This window comes from Limnospira fusiformis SAG 85.79 (assembly GCF_012516315.1).
Taxonomy (GTDB): domain Bacteria; phylum Cyanobacteriota; class Cyanobacteriia; order Cyanobacteriales; family Microcoleaceae; genus Limnospira; species Limnospira fusiformis.
On record NZ_CP051185.1, the window covers coordinates 2,550,438 to 2,571,075 of the forward strand.

The following is a 20,638-nucleotide window of genomic DNA, read 5'->3' on the forward strand; positions in this document are numbered from 1 at the left end:
GCAGCCAAAGGAACCGGGCGAAAAACAATCATATTGGAGATTTGATGAGTCAATCCTTTGAAAGCTTAGGTATTTCCGAACAACGCGCTCGCCATTTAGAAACACTGGGTTTCACAGAACCCACCCCGGTTCAAGTCCAAGCTATACCCGAAATGCTATCCGGTCGGGATGTTGTGGGTATGGCACAGACGGGAACTGGTAAGACTGCTGCCTTTTCGCTGCCCATTCTCGAACAGATTGACGTTCATGCCGCTGGTATTCAAGCCCTGGTTTTGACTCCCACGCGGGAACTGGCGATGCAGGTCAAGGAAGCTATCCGCAATTTTAGTGATGATAATGCTCTCTATGTGCTGACAGTTTATGGCGGTCAGTCCATTGACCGACAAATTCAGCGACTGCGACGGGGAGTTCAGGTTGTAGTGGGAACCCCAGGCCGTATCCTAGACCTACTCAACCGAGGTGAACTGAAACTAGATTTACTGCGTTGGTTGGTGTTGGATGAAGCAGACGAAATGCTGAGTATGGGCTTTATCCAAGATGTAGAAAAAATCTTAGAGTCCGCCGACTCTGAACATCGTCAGACGGCTTTCTTCTCAGCAACGATGGACCCTTCCATCTCGAAGTTGGTGCGGCGACACCTCAAGTCCCCTGTGACTGTGAAGGTGGAAACTCCCAAGGCTACCCCCAAACGGATCGAACAGTCTGTTTATATGGTTCCTCGTGGATGGTCTAAAGCCCGCGCCCTGGAACCGATTTTAGAACTCGAAGATCCTGAATCGGCGATTATTTTTGTGCGAACCAAACAATCTGCGGCTGATTTGACTAATCAATTGCAGGCGGCAGGTCATAGTGTTGATGAGTATCATGGTAATCTGAATCAGTCTCAACGGGAGCGACTGTTGATGCGTCTGCGCCGCCGTCAGGTGCGTTGGATTGTGGCTACTGATATCGCAGCCCGGGGTCTGGATGTGGATCACCTTACCCATGTGATTAACTATGATCTTCCTGATCAAGTCGAGAGTTATGTTCACCGCATTGGGCGTACAGGTCGCGCCGGTCGGGAAGGAAAGGCAATTACTCTAATTCAGTCTATCGATCGCCGTAAGTTGCGAAATATTGAACGTCACCTGCGCCAAACTTTAAGCATTCAGTCAGTCCCCAAACGGGCGGAAATTGAGGCTCGTTATATTGACCGACTCAAAGACCGGGTGCGGGATGCTTTGGCTGGGGAACGTATGGCTTCATTCTTGCCTATTGTCTCTCAATTAAGCGAGGAATATGATCCCCATGCGATCGCAGCCGCAGCTTTGCAACTTGCTTATGATCAAACTCGTCCGGCTAGTATCGGAAGGGATGATTATGACGATGAAGACGATGCTGTTTCCAACAAACCTAAGCTAGTTAAACGCCGCCGCCCAGCTTCTGTTTCTAACAACAGTTAGATGGCTAATTCCCCAATCGGCTTTAATTAATGTGGAGATGCGATCGCCTGGTCGCGTCTCCCTCTATTTGGGGGGCAAATATTGAGGGTTAATTACATGAAAAAAGGTGCATTTTCTGCGGGTGAGACCTGGCGGCGCTGGGCTACTTTACTGGCTATTATCGCGGCTTTTGGGGTGAATATATGGACTAATATTGCCCCGATTAATGGTTTAACTGTCGGCGATATTTCCAATACTTTTTTTGTGAATACCAAGATAATTCCGGCTAATTATGCCTTCTCTATTTGGGGGTTAATCTACTTAGGTTTATTCGGGTTGGCTATTTATCAGCTACTCCCTAGCCAACGAGATAACCCCCGTTTAGCCCAGATGGGTTACGGTTTAGTTTCCGCAAGTATAGCACAAATTATCTGGATATTCTTGTTTTTATATGGGTTATTTCCCCAGTCAATTTTAGCCATGGTAGCGATTTTATTATCGCTGATATATTCCTATGTAAAATTAGATGTAGGTCGGCGGCGGGTTCCCAAATGGGAATCTTGGTTAATTAATATTCCGCTGAGTGTATATTTAAGTTGGATTAGTGTAGCCACGGTAGTAAATGTAGCGATCGCCTTAACTTCGATTAACTGGAATGGCTGGGGTATTCCTCCCCAAGTCTGGACGGCGATCATGATGATTGTAGCTGCGACTATTGCTATTATCATGAGGGTTCGCCACCAGGAAACCGCCTATTTATTGGTGACAATTTGGGCTTTAATAGCGATCGCGATCGCTCAAGATAATGAACCATTAATTGTAACGATCGCCTTAATGTCGTCCCTGGTGATTTGCCTATTTTCTTTAGGTTCAATCAATCATAGAAAATTGACAATAGACAATGGATAATTAAACTCCCTCCCCCTTTCCCAGAGGGAGAGAGCCGGGGGGGGGAGGGGGAGGGGGGGGGTCAAAGAACCCTAGCCCTCAACTGAGCCACAGGGAGACACATCATTTTTTTCCAGGTAGGGACATAGGCACGTTGGTTAAAGACATCATATTCGTTGCGTTCAATTTCGTCTAATATTTGTCTATAGAGCATTAAGGCCGTCCAAACTGGCCAGCGGATATCAGGATGAAGGGCGGCGATACCTTCTTCGGCGAGGGTATAGAACTTACGAGCGCGCTGTATTTGGAAGCGCATCAACTCACGCCAGCGTTCATCTACTATGCCATTAAATAAATCCGCTTCGGTATAGTTAAACAGAGCCAGGTCATCCAAAGGCAAATAAATCCTACCCCGTCGAGCATCTTCCCCCACATCTCGGAGAATATTAGTAAGCTGGTTAGCAATACCGAGAGCGATCGCCTCTTCTTTAGGATAATAAATAGACTGGTCACGATTCCAGGGAACACTGAGATCAGGTTGAGCGGTACCCATAACCGCTAAAGACATCAACCCCACCGTCCCCGCCACCCGATAGCAATACAAATTCAAGTCATCAAAGGTGTTGTAGCGATTCCGGGACAGGTCCATACGTTGACCGGCGATCATATCTCGGAAGGGTTGAATATCGAGGGAAAAGCGACCGAGGGTATCAACCAAAGCCACATCAACCGGATCAATAGGATGTCCAGCGAAAATCAATTCTAGTTGTTCTTCCCAGCGGTCGAGAGTTTCCAGAGTAGTAGAACTTGCCATCGGACCATCTACCAATTCATCGGTGCGGCGACACCAAACATAAATAGCCCAAATAGCCTGACGCTTGGCTTGTGGCATCAATTGAGTACCCAAGTAAAACGTCTTAGCATACTGTGCGGTAATTTGGCGACAGAGTTCATAGGAATCTGACCGGGTTGCCGGAGTTCTCATGCAGGGGGATTTAGAGAGTTGCAGCATTCGTTTTTTTTCAAGCCTGAGCTATCAGCCATAGGTTGTGCAGTTAGCAAAACGTCATTAGGGAAATACCCTAGAGACGTTTAAGAGATTAGGGGACTTGGCTAGTCCTCAAGTCTTGTTGAATGGCCTGTGCTGTCAGCTTACCAGAAAGCACAGCACCTTCCATACTAGCGAGATAGCGTTGCATGGTGTAATCCCCACTCAGATAAAAATTAGGGATAGGTGTTTTTTGACTTGGGCGGCAAGCCTGGCGGCCAGGAGTAGCTTTATAAACCGATCGCGGCGTTTTCACCACATGATATTTGAGCAACTTAGCAGGTGATGGGAAATGTTGAGGAAATAGCTTTTCCAGTTCAGCCATAGTAGCGGCCACAATATCCGCATCTGAGTTACCAATCCAATCAGCAGCGGGAGCCAAAACCAACTCTAACATTGAGCGATCGGGGTTAGCATATTCCTTACAGGTATTGCTCATGTCCGCATAGACACTGAGCAAAGGTGATCGGGAAAACAGCAGGTGATCAATATCAGTCAACTTGCGATCGAACCACAAATGAACATTAATCACGGGAACCCCTTCCAATCCCTGAAGTTGCTTAAAATAATCAAGCTCCTGCCAAGGTTTAGGCAACATCAACTTGAGCGGGTCAACAGGCATAGCCGAGACATAGACATCAGCCGTTAGCACTTCTTCCGGCGCACCATTTCGCCCCGGAATCAGGAACCCCTCAACACAGCCGGACTCATCCACTAAAAACTCCTGAATCGGAGCATTTAATCGCACCTGTCCGCCTCGTTCCGTAATATAGTCTACCAGAGGCTGACACAATCTTTCCGTTGGCGACCCATCAAGAAAAGCCATTTTCGAGCCATTTTTTTCTTGGAGGAAGCGGTTAAGGGCGGTTAGAATGACAGTGGAGGATATTTCTTCTGGCCCGATAAAATTGAGAGCCTTAGACATAGCAATAAACACCTCTGTTTCCACCCTGGGGGGAACATTTTGTTGTTTAAGCCATTCGGAGAAGGAATATTTATCCATCTGTTCGACATAGTTTTGGCCTTGAATCATGGCGGGAATTAGTCCCAAGCCAAACCTAATTTTTTCCGGCCAGGTGAGCATATCATTATTGCGAAGAATAGCGACTATGCCATTAACGGGGGCTGGAATATCGGGAAAATCGAACCGAGAGTAGGTTCCGGGCTGATCTGGTTGGTTAAAGATCATGGTGTGTTCTTTCCACTGCAACCGATCCTCAATGTCCAACTCTTTGAACAATTGGAGCATATTAGGATAGGCTCCAAAAAAGATATGTAGTCCAGTTTCGTACCAATCCCCGTCCTCATCTTTCCAAGCGGCCACTTTGCCACCGAGAACATCTCGTCTTTCCAAGACAATGGGGGTATAACCCATATCGGTTAGGTATTTGGCACAACTTAGGCCAGCCAAACCCGCTCCCGCGATCGCAACTCGCATTGACAACCCTTTCAATCACTTGCTTGTATTTCGTTCTCATTATAGGTTACATCTCGTAACATTCTGTCGATAAAATTAGAATCTCCCCCATTTGGGGCGACGACGATGGGAAGCGATAAAATTAGAAAAGATCTACTAGCCACACCAACAAGACAAGGAGAACACCAACGAATGGGTAGAGTAGTCGGCATTGACCTGGGAACAACTAACTCTGTTGTAGCGGTCATGGAGGGCGGTAAACCCGTCGTGATTGCCAATTCTGAGGGGATGCGGACAACACCCTCTGTCGTTGGCTTTACTAAAGAGGGGGAAAGGATTGTCGGACAAATGGCTAGGCGGCAGGCTGTTTTGAATCCTCAGAATACCTTTTATAACGTCAAGCGACTGATTGGGTCAAGATATGCAGACCTAACCCCGGCATCAAAACGGGTTCCCTATACTATGCGTCGAGAGGAAAATGGTAATATCCGCCTCAAATGTCCTCGACTAAAGCGAGATTTCGCACCGGAAGAGATTTCCTCCATGGTACTGCGGAAATTAGCAGAAGAAGCCAGCCGATATCTAGGGGAGGAGGTGACTGGGGCGGTAATTACTGTACCCGCCTATTTTAATGATTCTCAAAGACAGGCGACCCGCGACGCTGGGAAAATTGCCGGATTAGAGGTAAAACGGATTCTCAATGAACCGACGGCGGCTTCCCTCGCCTATGGACTGCAAAAGCAGGATTTTGGCACTATTCTGGTGTTTGACCTAGGGGGGGGAACTTTTGATGTGTCGGTCCTGGAAGTAGGAGATGGGGTATTTGAGGTTAAATCCACTAGCGGGGATACCCAACTGGGGGGGAATGATTTTGACCAAAAAATTGTCGATTGGTTAGCTGAGAAGTTTCTGGAAGAACAGGGAATGGATCTCAGACGCGATCGCCAAGCCCTTCAGCGCCTCACAGAAGCAGCGGAGAAGGCTAAAATAGAACTATCTGGGGTGGGGGTAACTGATATCAATTTACCGTTTATTGCGGCGGACGCAGACGGACCGAAACACCTAGAAACTCGACTTTCTCGGGGAGAGTTTGAGGGATTATGTGCTGATCTGATTCAAAGGTTACGCCGCCCGGTTAAACAGGCTTTGGTGGATGCCCAAATTTCACCTACCCAAATCGATGAGGTGGTATTGGTGGGAGGGGCCAGCCGGATGCCTATTGTACAGCAGTTGGTGCGTAGTCTGATTGACCGTGAACCAAATCAGGGGGTTAATCCTGATGAGGTGGTCGCCGTGGGGGCTGCTATTCAAGCGGGTATTTTGGGGGGTGAAGTGCGCGATATCCTGCTATTGGATGTTACACCCCTATCGGTGGGATTGGAAACTATTGGGGGGGTGATGAAAAAACTCATACCCCGCAATACTACTATCCCGGTGAGGCGATCGGATATTTTCTCGACCTCTGAGAATAATCAAACTCTGGTGGAAATTCATATCCTCCAGGGGGAAAGGGAGTTAGCCAAGGATAATAAGTCTTTGGGACGGTTTAAGCTGACCGGTATTCCACCCGCCCCTAGGGGTATCCCTCAAATACAGGTGGCTTTTGATGTTGATGCTAATGGTATCCTCCTGGTGACGGCTTTGGATAAAACCACTGGTCGCGAACAAAGCATTACTATTCAGGGTGCTTCTACTCTGTCTCAGGGGGAAGTTAATCAGATGATTCGGGAAGCCGAAGAGTTTGCAGACCAAGACCGTCTACTGCGGGAAAGGGTGGAAAAACGCAATCGCGCCCAGGCTTTGACTTATCAAGCCGAAAGACAGTTAAGGGAGATTGCCCTAGATTATGGGATGCAGTTTGCTCAACGTCAACGGGGTCGTATTGAGACTTTAATTAGGGCGCTGCGGGATAGTCTGGAAAGAAATGACGATCGCGGTATTGATCAAATTGGGGCGGATCTGCAAGATGCGCTATATGATTTGAGTCGCGAGGTGTCTGTGTTTGCTACCCAAGATGATGATGATGATCTGTTTGGATCGATTCGTCGCACTTTTGGCGGTGGCGATCGCCGTATCCGTGACCCCTATGATATGCCTCCCGCTGCTGGCCGCGGCTATCCCCGTTACGATAATAACATGGGAACGGGAACTGGTCGCCCTGGTCAAAGATATTATCCCCAAAGTAATAATTGGGATGATGATGATGACGACTGGCTGTAAGTAATCAGGGGAGGCTGTGGGGTGGGGTTCCCTCCTCCCTTTTCTGGGATTCTGTGACTGATGAGTTTATATTGTGATTAAATTATGCAAAATTTTCGGAATTATTATCAGATTTTAGGGGTTTCCAGAGATGCTTCTACTGATGAGATAAAAAAGGTCTATCGCCGTTTGGCTAGACAATATCATCCCGACCTAAATCCGGGGGATAAGGAAGCAGAAGAGAAGTTTAAGGATATTGGTGAGGCTTATCATATTCTGTCGGATATGGAAAAGCGATCGCAGTATGATGAGTACAGCAAATTTTGGAAACAAAAGGGTTTTTCTAGTGCCAAAAAATCCCCCGTCAGCGGCTTTAAGACCTGGGGAAGTCGGGTGGCTAATGGTCGCACCCAAACTCAAACACCGGAGGTCGATTTTGGGGAATATGCCGATTTTAATAGTTTTATTGATCAACTTATCGGACGGCGGCGGGAAGTGCGGACCGTTACTAATGATACACCCCGCGTGACTTCTTCTGACCCCTATAAATCCCCTAATACTAGGGTAATTCACCGGGTTCCGGTTCGGGAAAATCGACGGGATATTGAGGCGCGCTTGACTTTACCTCTGGAAAAGGCTTATACTGGAGGAGCAGAACGTATCCGCCTAGAAGATGGGCGATCGCTTGAGGTGAATATGCCGCCGGGAATGTTTACCGGTCAACGTATTCGCCTCAAAAATTTGGGCATTCAAGGGGGGGATTTATACCTGAAAATTACGGTAAAACCTCACGACTTTTTCAGGTTGGAAGAGTCTAATATTATCTGTGAGGTTCCAGTAACTCCCAGCGAAGCCACCCTAGGGGGAGAAATAGAGGTTCCCACTCTTGACGGTTGGGTGAAAATTAAACTCCCAGCGGGGGTAGTGTCGGGTCAATGTCTGAGACTAGCTAATAAAGGCTATCCTAACGAAAATGGCGATCGCGGTGATCAGTTAGTGGAAATTCAAATTGTCGCCCCCAAACAGATCACCACCCAGGAGAGGGAATTATACGAAAAACTCCGAGAAATCGAAACTTTTAATCCCCGTGAAGATCTCCCTGTTTAGCCACCACCCACAATGGTGACAATTTCCAGGATATCACCCATTTCCATAGTCGTAGTTTCCCAAAACTGTCGGTGGAGAATTTCCCCATTATACTCCACCGCCACCAAACGGGGATTTAACCCCAAATCTTCCAAAAATTTAGGTAGGCTAGTATCTGGGGCGCAAGTTTGCGCCTCTCCGTTAACTTTCAGGGTGATAGTGCGATCGCTCATATTTCCCCATCCCAATATTATCAATTACCAATTATAGCCCGGTTTCTCCCCCAGACTTCAAGAAACCGGGTTTCTCAAAGAAACCGGGTTTCTAACCCCAGACTCAAAGAAACCGGGTTTCTAGGGTAGAACCCAATTATTAATTATTAATTATTAATTATTAATTATTAATTATTTCGGATAATTGCCAAGTTTTTGATAATTTCCGAGATGCCCTGAATAATTAATAACACAAAACTAACTATAATTAACGCCTTAATTGGGTAGCGGGGTAAGCCGCCGGGGTCGGGGGAGACTTCCCGAATTAGCCAGGAGTTGGAGACAGCCCCCCAGGAGTAGAAAATAATCATCACGGAAAAGGGAATTAAAAATAAGGCGGTTCCCAATAAGTCAACTAGGGCTTTTTGCTTAACATTTAACCGACTTTGAATGACATCAACCCTTACATGATCATGATGTTTGAGGGTATAGGCTGCACCTAATAAAAAGATGATATCAAAAATATACCACTGGGTTTCTAAGAGTGCATTAGAACTTAAATTTTGCCCGATCGCCCTACCCACATACCTACCAATTACATTCCAGGTTCCTACTCCGATCATGACTAGGGCTAACCAGGAAACCACCCGCCCTAAATAATTATTCATGCGATCGATGAATTGGGATACAATTAGCAGTCTATCCACTTTTTAACTCTCATAGGTAGGGGGTTGACAAGCTCTGGGAATTTGTGATAATATATGAACAGTTACATAATATAAATCTGTGCCTAAATTCTAAAATTGTTACTATTCCCATTATCTAAAAGTATAGCAGGGGGTGGCGGAAAAAGCAAGCAACCCCCCCAGAAAAAATTTTTTTCGCAACAAAAGTTAACATTTAGTTACAAAAGTTAACATTAGAGGTAGGTGGAGAAAAGAAAAAGGTGATCGTTTTTTAGGTTGAGTTGGGAATGCTAATATGTAGGTGAGGACTAATGCTCCATAAGCCTATAACCCTCGAACCGAGTTTGTGAATGTGATCGATCGCACAGGAGAAAGGCGATCGCTAACTCACCATTAACTCAGTCGATTTGTGATAATAGAAAAAGCTGTACCCTAGTTGCCCTTTGCGGGGATAACCGGGGTACTTAGTCGCCTAGTTGTGGGTAATAATACCACAGCTATGAGTGTATTTATATTTATCTCGCCGTATTATTTATCAGCCGGTGTATTCAGTTAAACTCTAAGGTCAGGAAGTCGTCTTATGCACAATCAGCATAATCACAGAAAACCTAAGTTACCTATTCGATTATGGTTAGGAGAGATCCGGAAGTTTGGTAACCGGGCTATCGGGGGCTTAAAGCGATCGCTCCTGGGAAATTGGTTGAATATGAATAGGGGCGATCGCCAGCGAGTAGAGGGTTTTGTGTTGCCGACAGTAACCATGGTGATGTTAGTGGTGGTACTGTTAACGGTGGCGATCGCATTCCGAGCCTTAGACCGGGCGCAGGTAGCGCAAAATGTGCGGGTTAGCCAGGAAGTGCTGTTAGCGGCCACACCCGCCCTGGAACGGGCCAGCGCCAAACTGGATGAGGCATTTGAAAGAACAAGACGGGCAGCCCCTGATGAAGCTGAATTAATGGGAGAGTTGGAGGCAGAACGGTATAACTTTGTTGGTGAAGAACGACTGACCCTAGAGTTTGACGGAGACCGCATAGATACTGCCTGGGGATTTAAGGAAGATTTGAATGGTGACGGCGACCCAGATAGATACAATATTTATGGAATTTTTCTGAGGAGCCCCGAAAACGATAACGATGGTCTCCCCAAAACTAGAACTCCCGTAGAAGCCAGGGGATTGCCTCTGCCTAGGCTAGGTCCAGGCAGTCGTCGCGAATGTCAGAGTATTGGTTCGGATTCAGGTGTTCGTGATTGGTATTCTGCCTCTGGGGGTTTGCTGGAAAAACCATTTTTTATCTACGCTGCCAGTATACCCGTCAGTGGTAGGGGTTTTGCTGCGGTGGAAATGCAGGAAGATAGACGAGCTGTGCCTATAACTGTTAATGCTGTGCTCTACGAGGGAGATTTGGACATTACCCCTGGTCAAGAACTCAGGTTGAATGGCCGGATTATGGTCAATGGCAACCTGGTTCATGTTAATGACAACAATAGAGCGATTAACTATTATCAGGTGAGTAGCCCCGAATCTTGCTTTTATAAAATGGAAAACAGCAAGATTTTAGTGGGGGGAAATGTTGGCTTCGGACAAGCGTCATTAAACCAGGATTCTACTGGGCAAGCCAGAGTCCATCTATTCAGACGTGGTGGACATGATGATGTGCCTTTTACAAGAGAGAATAAACCGGTGGGTGCTTTTCCAAATCAGATGGTTACTAACCAATTGGAGTATGCGGAGAGAATCAGTGGCTTAGTGTTCGAGCAGAACTGTAAATCCGCTAATACTGACCCTGATGAAGTTAAGGAAGCCGTGAAGGAGGGAACAGATAGGCTTATAGCCCTAGAAAACTACTTCCGGGCTAGAACCCGTCGGGTTCCTAATGTGGAAGAAGATGATTACACCGCCCCCGACTGGGAAGACCCCCAAGGATGCAATCAAAATTATGAGAAACGGGCTCAAGGTTCCGGCAATGACCTGCGACCGATAGATGAATGGATTTATCCCTACAATATTAGAGGGGGGGATGCTACTCAATCCATCCCCACCGTCCCTCTGAACGGCTTAGATCTGAGAAATGATGGTAACAACAGATTACATATACCTGCTACTCACCCGGATATGGTGAAAGAGAATCAACGAGAAACAAGGGTTGGCGATCGCATTGTGGTGGGCAATGGTTTACCTGCTAGATGGTATGACAGTAATAGAAGGGGTGACAATAAGTTTCACGGAGAGGGTACAGCACAATTTATCGAGGATAGGGAGTGGCATCAAGCTCCTTCTGGTGAATCAGCTCGCTTCCGCAGGACTCAAATGTTTGATATGCCAGACCTGGGGGATACGGGTCGCAACGGTTTTTGGGAAAGGGCAGCAGCCAGACAGTGGACAGAGGAGGAACGCCTTATAGGAGGACTGCGGGTAGTTACTGGCGCGGGAATTTACTGGTGGGACGAGGAATCGGACGAGGAATCGGACGAGGAATCGTTTTTGCCTCGGCCCAAGGTTGAGAATCTGCCCGAGGATGATGAAGATTTGGTTTGGCCAGATACCATGGCTATGTGGGAGGACAGTAATTTCGATGGCAAAGCGCAAAGTAATGAACCAAAGGGAGACCTGCAAATGCGGGCTACTGTGGTGTATCACTATACAACCACTCCCTGGTCGAGGCCGGGCGTTCGCCAAGAGCCTATAGCGTGTATCAGCAGTTACTACGACCCGACCACCCAGGAAACCGCTAAAAATGAGCATGGTTTGCCTTGGGAAGCGGCGACGGCTACTGGCGAGGGTATGTCCCACAACGGCATAGTCTATGCCCCTCAAATTGAGGATATCGGTCGATTAGCCCGAAGCACAACCCGTCGTGATCCCTATGGTGTAGTATCTGAGGATACTCCGGGGGCGGCTACTCTGGAAGAGAAGCTGCAATATCAAGCTAGTCTAAGATTCCCTGATGGGCGTGAGGTGAACGAACCCCTGCGTGTAGCCATAGAGAAATTGCCTGAAGACCGCACTCTAGCGGATCAGTCGGCTATTGATGCCGCTGTATGTGCGATTAAGATTCTGACGGATGAGGCAGGGCCTCCCAGACCAGATATTATTGACCATGGTACGATTTATGAAAGAACTTTACTGGATGGTCGCCAGGTGAAATCCCTGGAGGATGGTGACGGTTTCTTTGCTGATGGTAAAGGCACTTATGATCATGATCTTGCTGATGGTAAAGGCACTTATGATCGCGCCATAGAAGACCGCCAACCTCTGGAAATTCGCACCACGGTGATTGACTTGGACAAGTTACGCCAAAAAGCGATAGGTAGCAATGAGTATTTATTGCCCTACAGTGGCATTATCTACGCCACCCGTGATGATGCCCTGATAGATAATAGCAATGGCGACCCCATAACCAGTCCGGTGGACTTTGTTGTGGACGAAACCCGCCGCCCCAACGGCATCATGTTGATTAAGGGTCAAAGGTTAGACCGCCCACAAGGAAGCGATCGAGAAAGAGGGTTAATCCTGGTTAGTAATTTGCCTGTGTATGTGAAAGGTAATTTTAACAACCTGCACCAATTTGAGGAGTTTACCCAAACTTTAAACGCCAATTGGAGTAACTTCTACACTCGTAGCACTCCAGAGATCCGCTTTGCTGACCCCTCAGAAGACCAATGGCGGCCCGCCACGGTTCTGTCTGATGCGGTAACTCTACTTTCTGATGCCTTTAGGGAGGGATTTCGTAACGAAGGCGACTACAACCTCCGCAATAACATGGTTCTTAGTTTGGATTATAGAAATCGCAGAAACTTAAAGCCAGTCAAAGTAGAATTAGAAGGAGACGAAAAGTTCGACTTTTTAAAATTTAATGAGTCTGACTTCGATTTTGATCTGAATGGAGATGGTGATCAGGATGATGAGGACGTGAGACCAAATGACCTGACTCTGGAGGCAGTGCGTAGGCTTAATGGCTTCTATGACAACAACTTCATAACTACTCAAAATGTTTGGAATAATGCAGCTAATTCAATTAGCTTATGGATTGGTAGTGAAATCCTCAGAAGTTCCTATGTTAACAACTATGTGACTCCAATTCAGACCAGAGCAGCAGGCATTGAATATCTGATGGAGATTTGCCGTAAACCTCTAGTTTCCATGTGTTATCCAAAGGATTGGGTAGTCAATATACATGGGCAGACTCATTTTCCTGAATATGCCTCAGAGCTGTCCAAGTGGCAGACATTAAGCCGTAGCATAAACAATGATGACACTGGTAATTACCCTCCCGCAGGAACCACCGCAGAGCGAGTTAAACTGCCACGAGACCGCATCTATCCCCGTCGCATTGCCTTCCTGCGTTACCAAGATGATGATCACAAATACCAACTATTCCTCGATAGCAATGGCTACCCGGTTCCCTTGGCAGTAAATGGCAATGAAGTTAGGCCTGCACCTTTCGGGGTAGACATAGAAATTATTCTCGATGAAGATGGTAAGTTGGTTCATCCAGATTCTGTGGATCATGACGATGATGATGATGACCAGGATCAGGAATATACAACAAGCTCATATAGCCCTGACACTGACATAGCACCCAAAACTAGCGGACCACGACCCTTGGTGTTCCAAATGAATGGCTCTTATCCCATGTTCCATTGGCCAGCCGATGGTTTTAGTGAGATGATTGAAGAGGAAGAGGACTCTGATAACAATTTTCTCTATGCACAGCCTCTGTGGGAACCTGTGGTGCAACTGAATACAATCCTACATGACCAACAGAACTTGTTACAGCGGGCTGTGGCAACTACCTTTAACCTAATTATTGCCAGTGGTGATTCTCCAATCAGGCAAACCAATGGTAATGAAACTGAACTCAATGGCGGTTTGCATAACTTTACCCGTTTCCTGGAAATGTGGCCGGGCAGAACGGTCAATATCAGTGGCTCTTTTATACAGTTCAAACATAGTGCATACGCCACCGGACCAATGATGTCAGTTTTGAATCAGAATAGTCCCCACTTGACCAAGTTCGGACGACCCTTAACAAGCGGTAACCGTCCCTACCGGAGCTGGGTAGATCAAGGTCAAACTCCCTTCTACGGAGCCCCTAACCGGAACTATGGTTATGATGTGGGTCGGATGATTTTCCCACCTGACCTGTTCGGGTCTCGCCTAGTGACTCCCAGCACCGAGCCTACAGATAAATACTTCCGAGAAGTGAGTCGGGATGACCCCTGGATTCATACCCTGCTGTGTGGCAAAGAAGGGGAGAACGGCCCAAACTTTCTCCCTGATGAGTTGCTCGATAAGTTAGGCCTTCTTGATCAATGTCCTTTAGACCCTGATAGGTTCTTCAAGCGTCGAACCTAGTCCAACCGAGTAGCCCATAACTGACCATCCTATTTAATCATGTTGCATTCTGAGCGGAACCATGTTCAACCCCAAACTATTCCCCAAGTTCTCCCGGTCCAGTGAATCTGGCTACACCCTGCTTGAGTCCATCATGGCTATGGTGGTGGTCAGCATCCTGATGGTGGGCATTTCTCCCGTGTTGGGTTTTGCCTTCGCCACACGGGTACAGGCTAGGCGCATAGAACTAGCCAGCAGAGCCGCTAACAGTTATATCAGTGCTGTCCGTGCTGACCCAACCAATGAAGACTTGGTGGATTTAAATCCCGGTAACCCGAACGCTGGACCAACCAGTCCAGACGACTTGTTCTGTGTGGATAATGACGGAAGTGGGGGATGTGAAACCGATAGCCCCACGGATATGATTGTTCAGGGAATTGGCATAAATGAGTGTAGGGACAACCTACAGCATGGTTATCAGTTGATTGTCAGGGTGTATCGTGCTGACGCATTTGCTCAATCGGGACAACTAGAGGGGGCTAATGATGACGGGTCTAGTAATGTAGGCAGTTCCCGAGTTGGTTTAGCAAACCCCAGAGACCCCCTAGTGCAGGTGCGAACGGAGATTAGCCCAAGTGGAACTGGCAATGAGGTTTTTGGGAGTTTACGTGAGCGTTTAGAAGGATGCAGTTCTGACGATGAAGGGGATTAATAGGTTTGGTGATGGTTCCCATGGAGTGCAAAAGTAAGATTATCCCGGTAGAGAGGTAGTTATGCTGTCCCTAGTTCGGTTTTGGTTAATTTGTGTATTGAAACCTAGGTCAAAAACCACCCAGGGGAATGACTTAGGCTTCACGATGATTGAGTTATTGGTTTCGGCGGTTGTGGCTAGTATGATCATCACGCCCATCTTATTCTTTGTGGTGGATGTTTTACAAACCGATACCCGGGAAGAAATCAGAGCCAGATCGGAACAGGAGTTACAGACGGCAGCAGATTTCATTCGCCGCGACCTCTCCCAAGCTATCTATATCTACGACGGTCAAGGGGTTAATGCGATTAGTCGCCAACTTCCTGATTCCGATAATGTGGTATTGGTGTTCTGGAGACAGGAGTTTATCCCCAATGCTGTTCCCCCCCCTAACGATCGAGACCGTGATTGCGATAATAACCGTTGCGATGATGCCCAAGTTTTCTCTTTAGTTGCTTACTATTTACAAACAGAAAGAGAGCCTAATAGTCCTTGGTCTGGTCAGGCGCGTATTTCTCGCCTACAAATACGAGATTGTCCTAGGGATAGTAGCCGTAACTGCGTGGGTGATACAAGACCAGATGATGGTTTTCAATCAAACTTTGAATCAGATGAAGAAAACGATACGCTCCAGGACATAATGAATAGGTGGAGAGCCAGCGGCCCTATTACACAACCACGAGAAGTTCTGATTGATTACATAGACAAAACAAAACTAACAAATATAGATTGTGAGTCTCGTGGCATCAGTAATGATGATAGTGACGATTTACTATCGGGGGGTAGATATGGCTTTTTTGTATGTGTAGACTCGGCTAGGACAGTAGCTTTAGTTAACCTGAGAATGAATGCGGCAATTCGCATTGATCCGAATGCTACAGAATTCAACCCGAATCAGCGATCGCTTTTTCCAGAGACGAACTTTTTGGTTGAAGGCTTAGGTCGAATTAAACCGATAAAATCAGGGAATTTATAATAAAAGGAACCTATAAAATGAGTGTTTTAATTAACCCAAAATCGGTCAATCCCAGGCGCACCAAAAACCAGTCGGGCTTCACCATCATTGAGATTTTGGTGGTAGTTTTAATGGTTGGCATTGTGGGTGCGATCGCCGCTCCGACATGGATAATGTTTGCCAATAGACAAAAGGTTCGCACCGTTAACGACCGGGTTTTTAACGCCATACAACGCGCTCAAAGCGAAGCGCAATTAACCAGTAGATATCGCTCCCTAGAATTTGGTGAGCCTCGAGGTATACCCGCATATCGAATTTATTTGACCTCTGAGGGACGACCGAGCGACGATAACGCGGGTTGGCAAACTCTCGATGTCAATGGCGAGATTAAACAGGGACAAATTACCCTGCGAGTTGTCGCACCAGGAGGCGATAACATCCTAAGGTTTGACCATCTAGGAGTTGTATTAAATAGCATAACCGAAGATAATCCTTTTTGGGTAGTTGTATCTTCCGCTGATAATAGCGTGACACATTGCGTGGCTGTCAGAACGACACTACTATCGACGGCGAGACGGGAAGGAGATGATTGCCCTGATTGAGTAGTTCTAACTAGCCAATTGTAACACAAAAAATTAATTATCTACTGAATATTTTACAAAACTTTACCCCCAATTTACGAAAACATAGTTTAGAATACACCACCAAAGATATCACCCGTAACGAGGCCTTTTACGAGTGAGATTAGTTGTGTATGCTGCGGTTAGCTGACCTACACGACATCTATCCTTGTGACCCAGGTTAAATAATGGAAAATACATTAATTAAGCACTTGCTTCTGGTTCAGAAACAGGCTATTAATTTAGTGGCTGAAAAACCAGTTAGCAGTGACTCTCCGGGTGCGAAATCGCGAAAATCCCCTACAGAATCTGGGTTTTCTTTGTTAGAAGTCTTAGGGGTGATGGTGATTATATCAATACTAGGTGGGATAGCGGTTCCGACTTGGCTAGGTTTCGCGAATAACCAGAAACTGCAAACCTCTATCCGGCGACTCAACTGGGCTATCCACTCAGCCAAAAGTGAGGCTATACTATCTAGTACATCATGGCAAGCGAGTATCAGGGAATATGGGGGACGAGTACAGGTAGCGGTCCATCCCGCGAAGACTCCCCCTGGTCAACTCCCAGAAGGTTCATGGACTAACCTAGAACCGGGGATAGAAATTCACAACCGGGAAAGGAACACCAGGAATAAATATGAAACGACGCTGCGAAGAGTAGACCCCGACACCAACCAAGTCCGAAACGCGGGGACGGTGTACCGAGTTTTATTCAACTACCAAGGCTGTCCGGTCTATAACCCGTCTAATTTCTGCACGCAAACTTCTCTAGCTGCGAAGGGACGCATTGCTATCCATCATCCTGAAGTTCCAGGTCAAAAGCGATGTATCATCATTTCGACGCTGATAGGTGCGACTCGCATTGGTCAGCAACAGCAAAGACCGGATCAAAATGGCTACTATTGCCATTAATTAATAATTAATAATTAATAATTAATAATTATTAATTGGGTAGCGACCCTGTGACCGAGAAACCGGGTTTCTTTGAGAAATACCGAGAAACCCGGTTTCTTTGAGAAACCGGGTTTCTTAACTTCCAGGAGAGAAACCCCCTGTTACCGAGAAACCCGGTTTCTTTGAGAAATACCGAGAAACCCGGTTTCTTTGAGAAACCGGGTTTCTTAACTTCCAGGAGAGAAGCCAGGTTTCTTGACTCAGGAGAGAAACCCCCTGTTACCGAGAAACCCGGTTTCTTTGAGAAATACCGAGAAACCCGGTTTCTTTGAGAAACCGGGTTTCTTAACTTCCAGGAGAGAAACCCCCTGTGACCGAGAAACCGGGTTTCTTTGAGAAATACCGAGAAACCCGGTTTCTTTGAGAAACCGGGTTTCTTAACTTCCAGGAGAGAAGCCAGGTTTCTTGACTCAGGAGAGAAACCCCCTGTGACCGAGAAACCGGGTTTCTTTGAGAAATACCGAGAAACCCGGTTTCTTTGAGAAACCGGGTTTCTTAACTTCCAGGAGAGAAACCGGGTTTCTTAACTTCCAGGAGAGAAGCCAGGTTTCTTGACTCAGGAGAGAAACCCCCTGTGACCGAGAAACCGGGTTTCTTTGAGAAACCGGGTTTCTTAACTTCCAGGAGAGAAACCCCCTGTTACCGAGAAACCGGGTTTCTTTGAGAAATACCGAGAAACCGGGTTTCTTTGAGAAACCGGGTTTCTTAACTTCCAGGAGAGAAGCCAGGTTTCTTGACTCAGGAGAGAAACCCCCTGTTACCGAGAAACCCGGTTTCTTTGAGAAACCGGGTTTCTTAACTTCTAGGAGAGAAACCGGGTTTCTTAACTTCCAGGAGAGAAGCCAGGTTTCTTAACCTACGGCGACCAATGGAATTTTCGGCCTAATAATTCCTCGAGTTTGTGGTTGTGGGGACGGAAAAAGTCGCCTAGGGTCTGACGTAATGTTTCTGGTATGGGATTATAGGAACCTGCGGTATATCGGGGGTATTCGGAGAGTTGATGGTCGGGAAGACCTAAAAACTCAAATACCTGTTTGAGGGTGTTCTGGGGGTGGTTATATAATTCTTCACTGGTGAGGATTAAAAGCTGTTCGGGAGGGAATTTTTGCATCCACTTTTCCAGAAAATAAACATACATTCCCCGCAGTAGATAACCATATTGACATCCCCAAAATTTGCGTTCGGCTTGGGTGGGGTCGTCAATGGTATCGAGAATGGCAATTTCATCTATCATGGCTTGCTCGAGAGTCCGCTTTTCTTGACCCATCCAATTTCGGTGGTCTTGATATTGAGAAAAAGCCCGATCTACTGGATTTCTGAGGGTGACAATTAGCTTGACTTCTGGGAAGGCTTGCGAAATGCGATCGCATACTTTACTATCGACTATATAACTAGGGCTGGCTTCTCCGGTGAGAAATTCGCCGCCAGGGGGAATGGGGGGAAAATGGGCGAGATACCAGTCTAAGCCTCGGTAATATTGCCACATGAAAAAATCGACTTCTTTATGGAGGTTAGGAATTATCTGGGGATGATGACAAAGGTATTCATAAAGGGAGGTTGTGCCACCTTTTTGAGCGCCAATAATTAGGAAATTCGGACCTTGAACTGATGCGGTTTCCCAGTGGTTGCTAAAAAATTCGGGGCGAATGATTTTGGTTTTGGCTAAGACTCCCTGTTTGTAGGTGGAAATGGCGGCGGAAATGTCGCCTATTTCGGTGAGTAAATCACCATAATTTATGTAGGGTTCGGGATAGTGGGGAACCTGGGAAATTGCCTGCTGATAACCGGAGGCGATCGCCTCTATTTGCTCGGGTTGTAATTTGATAAAACTATAGGTGCGTAAATGCCGCAGTTTTATATATGCTATTTCCCCGTCTGGTTGGGCTTTAATAGCGTCTAAATAAGCGGCAATTGCGCCATCAATATCTTGCTGTTGTAAGAGGGTATCACCCAGGCGAATATAGACTTCTGGGATTTCTGGATCAATGGCGATCGCTTTTCGATAAGCATCAATCGCCTGGGGGATTTCTCCCTGTTTAAACAAACAATATCCCAGATTATTATAAGACCAAAAACAATCGGGATTGAGATTAATTGCCTGATTAAATACCTCAATCGCCTCTGACCATTGGCGCAGGTTTAGTAATGCTAAACCCAAACCATAATATCCCCAGGAATAGTCAGGTTTAGCGGCGACCATATCCCGATAAATGGCGATCGCTTCTTCATATCTCCCCCCTAAAAGTGCATCTTCGCCAGTTTTTTGGTCTCGGGATAAAATCTCGGTCAGCCGTTGATGTGCTTCTGGTTGTTGAGGGTTAATGGCGATCGCTTTCCGGTAGGCGGCGATCGCTTCTTCCGGCTGATTTTGCTGGCTGAGTAAATCGCCCAAGTGAAAGTGAGACCAATAAAAATCCGGGTTTAATTCAATTTCCTGGCGATAGTTGTCTATGGCTTCGTCAATACGCCCTAATCGAGTTAAAATGACTGCTAAATGGTGATAAGACCAAGAAAAGTCTGGCTTGAGTTCAATGGCTTTCTGATAGGCGGTGATAGCTTGTTCATCTAGTTTGGTGCTACTCAGTGCTTGACCCAAACCGATATAATAGATATATATATTGGGCTGCAATTCAATGGCTTTCTGATAACTGGCTATTGCCAAATCGACCTGATTTGTGTTATGATATGCCTGGGCGAGTTTATAGTGAGCGACTGCAAATTGAGGATGAATAGCGATCGCCAAATTATACCAAGCGATCGCGCCTTGGCTATCCTGGTGTTTCTCCAAACTCTCACCGACAATCAAACCAAAATTTGGGTTAACAGAACCAGGATTTTCGCTAATTATCTGATAAAGTTTTTCCGCCTCAGCTTGGGGTTGTTGCAAATGTTGCCAAATGCTGCCTAAACTGGTATAGGCGGCGGCTAAGTTAGGGTCAGCCTCAATAGCCTGTCGATAACAATTCGCCGCCAGTTCCCATTGTTGAGACCCAACATAATCATTTCCCAAATTCAGACAAACTACAGCTTGATTAGCAGTGGACATAGACAAGTTTTCAAAAAGCCA

The 20,638-nt window shown here is 46.6% G+C and carries 14 protein-coding genes; 9 read left to right on the top strand and 5 right to left on the bottom strand.

The annotated features are described in order from the left end of the window. The first annotated feature begins 44 nt into the window (after positions 1-44). On the top strand, positions 45-1,442 hold the full coding sequence (locus tag HFV01_RS12115) for a DEAD/DEAH box helicase (RefSeq protein ID WP_006670629.1): 1,398 nt from the start codon (positions 45-47) through the stop codon (positions 1,440-1,442). Positions 1,443-1,538: 96 nt separating this feature from the next. Further along, a complete protein-coding gene (locus HFV01_RS12120) occupies positions 1,539-2,330 on the top strand; it encodes a TspO-related membrane protein (protein WP_006625399.1) in 792 nt (263 codons plus the stop codon). Between the two features lie 61 nt (positions 2,331-2,391). On the opposite strand, the gene crtB is transcribed toward HFV01_RS12120, so the two are convergent. Together crtB and pds are read right to left on the bottom strand one after the other, a co-directional pair. Next, positions 2,392-3,321 carry a 15-cis-phytoene synthase CrtB gene (gene crtB / locus HFV01_RS12125; protein ID WP_006625401.1) on the bottom strand — a complete coding sequence of 310 codons (930 nt, stop codon included), beginning with the start codon at positions 3,319-3,321 and terminating at the stop codon, positions 2,392-2,394. 88 nt (positions 3,322-3,409) lie between these two features. Continuing rightward, on the bottom strand, positions 3,410-4,795 hold the full coding sequence (gene pds / locus HFV01_RS12130) for a 15-cis-phytoene desaturase (RefSeq protein ID WP_006625402.1): 1,386 nt from the start codon (positions 4,793-4,795) through the stop codon (positions 3,410-3,412). A 171-nt stretch (positions 4,796-4,966) separates the two neighbouring features. Between pds and dnaK the strand changes: the two genes are divergently transcribed. Together dnaK and HFV01_RS12140 are read left to right on the top strand one after the other, a co-directional pair. After that, on the top strand, positions 4,967-6,994 hold the full coding sequence (gene dnaK / locus HFV01_RS12135) for a molecular chaperone DnaK (protein ID WP_193521278.1): 2,028 nt from the start codon (positions 4,967-4,969) through the stop codon (positions 6,992-6,994). Positions 6,995-7,078: 84 nt separating this feature from the next. After that, positions 7,079-8,080: a DnaJ C-terminal domain-containing protein gene (locus HFV01_RS12140; RefSeq protein WP_006625406.1), complete on the top strand. Its 1,002-nt coding sequence runs from the start codon at positions 7,079-7,081 to the stop codon at positions 8,078-8,080. Here HFV01_RS12140 and thiS read toward each other — a convergent pair. Both thiS and HFV01_RS12150 read right to left on the bottom strand, forming a co-directional pair. Continuing rightward, on the bottom strand, positions 8,077-8,292 hold the full coding sequence (gene thiS, locus HFV01_RS12145; RefSeq protein ID WP_006625407.1) for a sulfur carrier protein ThiS: 216 nt from the start codon (positions 8,290-8,292) through the stop codon (positions 8,077-8,079). The two genes, HFV01_RS12140 and thiS, sit on opposite strands and share 4 nt — an antisense overlap. A gap of 167 nt (positions 8,293-8,459) precedes the next feature. Then, positions 8,460-8,978 (bottom strand): TRAP transporter small permease subunit, encoded by a 519-nt coding sequence (locus HFV01_RS12150; RefSeq protein ID WP_006625409.1) that lies wholly within the window; start codon positions 8,976-8,978, stop codon positions 8,460-8,462. A gap of 559 nt (positions 8,979-9,537) precedes the next feature. Here HFV01_RS12150 and hpsA point away from each other — a divergent pair. From hpsA to HFV01_RS12175, 5 genes are all read left to right on the top strand, one after another. Further along, on the top strand, positions 9,538-14,313 hold the full coding sequence (gene hpsA, locus HFV01_RS12155; RefSeq protein ID WP_193521129.1) for a hormogonium polysaccharide biosynthesis protein HpsA: 4,776 nt from the start codon (positions 9,538-9,540) through the stop codon (positions 14,311-14,313). Positions 14,314-14,374: 61 nt separating this feature from the next. Continuing rightward, positions 14,375-15,004, top strand: coding sequence for a prepilin-type N-terminal cleavage/methylation domain-containing protein (locus HFV01_RS12160; RefSeq protein ID WP_193521130.1), 630 nt, complete (start codon positions 14,375-14,377; stop codon positions 15,002-15,004). Positions 15,005-15,065: 61 nt separating this feature from the next. Continuing rightward, positions 15,066-16,019 carry a hormogonium polysaccharide secretion pseudopilin HpsC gene (gene hpsC / locus HFV01_RS12165; RefSeq protein ID WP_193521131.1) on the top strand — a complete coding sequence of 318 codons (954 nt, stop codon included), beginning with the start codon at positions 15,066-15,068 and terminating at the stop codon, positions 16,017-16,019. Positions 16,020-16,036: 17 nt separating this feature from the next. Further along, entirely contained in the window at positions 16,037-16,600 is a 564-nt protein-coding gene (locus HFV01_RS12170) for a prepilin-type N-terminal cleavage/methylation domain-containing protein (RefSeq protein WP_006670635.1), read from the top strand. A 206-nt stretch (positions 16,601-16,806) separates the two neighbouring features. After that, on the top strand, positions 16,807-17,529 hold the full coding sequence (locus HFV01_RS12175) for a pilus assembly FimT family protein (RefSeq protein ID WP_006625415.1): 723 nt from the start codon (positions 16,807-16,809) through the stop codon (positions 17,527-17,529). Between the two features lie 898 nt (positions 17,530-18,427). Here the strand turns inward: HFV01_RS12175 and HFV01_RS12180 are convergent. Then, positions 18,428-20,617 carry a tetratricopeptide repeat protein gene (locus HFV01_RS12180; protein ID WP_193521132.1) on the bottom strand — a complete coding sequence of 730 codons (2,190 nt, stop codon included), beginning with the start codon at positions 20,615-20,617 and terminating at the stop codon, positions 18,428-18,430. Positions 20,618-20,638 lie beyond the last annotated feature (21 nt).

What these genes read in the sequence shown, in the direction of transcription:
- hpsC (WP_193521131.1), top strand. Translation starts at nt 15,066, where the DNA reads ATGCTGTCCCTAGTTCGGTTTTGGTTAATTTGTGTATTGAAACCTAGG.
- HFV01_RS12175 (WP_006625415.1), top strand. Translation starts at nt 16,807, where the DNA reads ATGGAAAATACATTAATTAAGCACTTGCTTCTGGTTCAGAAACAGGCT.
- crtB (WP_006625401.1), bottom strand. Translation starts at nt 3,321, where the DNA reads ATGCTGCAACTCTCTAAATCCCCCTGCATGAGAACTCCGGCAACCCGG.
- thiS (WP_006625407.1), bottom strand. Translation starts at nt 8,292, where the DNA reads ATGAGCGATCGCACTATCACCCTGAAAGTTAACGGAGAGGCGCAAACT.
- HFV01_RS12180 (WP_193521132.1), bottom strand. Translation starts at nt 20,617, where the DNA reads ATGTCCACTGCTAATCAAGCTGTAGTTTGTCTGAATTTGGGAAATGAT.
- HFV01_RS12170 (WP_006670635.1), top strand. Translation starts at nt 16,037, where the DNA reads ATGAGTGTTTTAATTAACCCAAAATCGGTCAATCCCAGGCGCACCAAA.
- dnaK (WP_193521278.1), top strand. Translation starts at nt 4,967, where the DNA reads ATGGGTAGAGTAGTCGGCATTGACCTGGGAACAACTAACTCTGTTGTA.
- hpsA (WP_193521129.1), top strand. Translation starts at nt 9,538, where the DNA reads ATGCACAATCAGCATAATCACAGAAAACCTAAGTTACCTATTCGATTA.
- HFV01_RS12115 (WP_006670629.1), top strand. Translation starts at nt 45, where the DNA reads ATGAGTCAATCCTTTGAAAGCTTAGGTATTTCCGAACAACGCGCTCGC.
- pds (WP_006625402.1), bottom strand. Translation starts at nt 4,795, where the DNA reads ATGCGAGTTGCGATCGCGGGAGCGGGTTTGGCTGGCCTAAGTTGTGCC.
- HFV01_RS12120 (WP_006625399.1), top strand. Translation starts at nt 1,539, where the DNA reads ATGAAAAAAGGTGCATTTTCTGCGGGTGAGACCTGGCGGCGCTGGGCT.
- HFV01_RS12160 (WP_193521130.1), top strand. Translation starts at nt 14,375, where the DNA reads ATGTTCAACCCCAAACTATTCCCCAAGTTCTCCCGGTCCAGTGAATCT.
- HFV01_RS12140 (WP_006625406.1), top strand. Translation starts at nt 7,079, where the DNA reads ATGCAAAATTTTCGGAATTATTATCAGATTTTAGGGGTTTCCAGAGAT.